The organism is Taibaiella chishuiensis, from assembly GCF_003014535.1.
Classification (GTDB): Bacteria; Bacteroidota; Bacteroidia; order Chitinophagales; family Chitinophagaceae; genus Taibaiella; species Taibaiella chishuiensis.
Map to the genome: position 1 here is coordinate 1 of NZ_PYGD01000023.1, position 1,323 is coordinate 1,323.

2 protein-coding genes are annotated in these 1,323 nt (G+C 43.5%); both read left to right on the plus strand.

Features of this window, described 5'->3' with window-relative positions; all coding sequences use genetic code 11:
- Positions 1-66: 66 nt before the first annotated feature.
- Entirely contained in the window at positions 67-333 is a 267-nt protein-coding gene (locus B0I18_RS24875) for a transposase (protein ID WP_106525479.1), read from the plus strand.
- 20 nt (positions 334-353) lie between these two features.
- Positions 354-1,223: an IS3 family transposase gene (locus B0I18_RS24880; RefSeq protein WP_245882159.1), complete on the plus strand. Its 870-nt coding sequence runs from the start codon at positions 354-356 to the stop codon at positions 1,221-1,223.
- Positions 1,224-1,323: the final 100 nt, after the last annotated feature.

Genomic DNA, 1,323 nt, shown 5'->3' on the forward strand with positions numbered 1-1,323 from the left:
TGTAAGCTTCCCTTAAAACCGTAGTGTTTAAAAGTAGATAAAAACACTAACTTTAAAGTTGAAGCAATGAAAAAGTCAAAATTCACAGAAAGCCAGATCCTTGGCATTTTAAAGGAACAGGAGACGGGCAAGGCCGTAGCCGATATCTGTCGTGAGCACGGCATCAGCCAAGCCGCCTTCTATCAATGGAAGAGTAAATATTCCGGCCTGGAACTCAACCAACTTAAGCGGATGAAGGAACTTGAAGCAGAGTTGGCCCAATACAAGCGAATCGTAGCGGAGCAAACTTTTCAGATCACGGTAATGAAAGACGTGATCGAAAAAAAGCTTTAGGGCCTGCCGAAAAGCGAGAACTGGTTGCTTATTGTCATACGCATTATAAAGCCAGTATCCGGCAGGCCTGCACTTGGTTCCATATTCAGCCATCGGTGTACTACTACCGGCCGCAACCTAAAGATGACGATCAGATCAGGCACCTATTGTCAGAGTTATCGATCCTTCATAACCGTTGGGGATTTTGGATGATGCATTACCACCTGCGGCATCTCAACCATCGTTGGAATCACAAGAAGGTATATCGCATTTATACCTCAATGGGATTAAATCTGAAACGAAAATGTAAGAAGCGTTTGCCTGCAAGAGTGATGGAGCCTTTATTACAGCCGATCCATCCCAATATCACCTGGTCTATGGATTTTATGCATGACGTGTTAAGCACAGGTATAAACTTTCGATCTTTGAATATTATTGATGATTACAATCGGGAATGCCTGGGTATTACGATTGACACAACATTAAACAGTAAACTTGTCATTCGCCAGCTGGATCAGCTGGTGGGATGGCGTGGCCTGCCGCAAAAGATCCGCGTTGATAATGGACCGGAATTTGTGGCCCAGGCATTGGCGTCCTGGGCTGATGACCGGGGTGTAGAACTTAAGTTTATCGAGAAAGGCAAACCTTTTCAGAATGGATATATGGAGCGGTTCAACCGAAGCTTCAGAGAGGAAGTGTTGGATGCATATTGTTTTACCCGGATAAAAGAGGCTCAGGCAATGGCCCATGCATGGATGTGGATATACAATAATCAACGGCCTCATCAATCGTTAAACTACAAGCCACCGGTCACCTTTTTAGAACAACATCAAAAACAATCAAACTTTCCTACGTTCATTGCAGACGAAAATTGCAATTGGGAAAAACTTGTAAATGCCTCAACAGTATGACCAATTTCTTTTCCCTGGCTCCAGGGTTTATAGGGCAAAACTGAATGATCTCTAACAAAAAACTCTACTTTTAAGCGGTAGTATTCAAGGTGAGCTTACA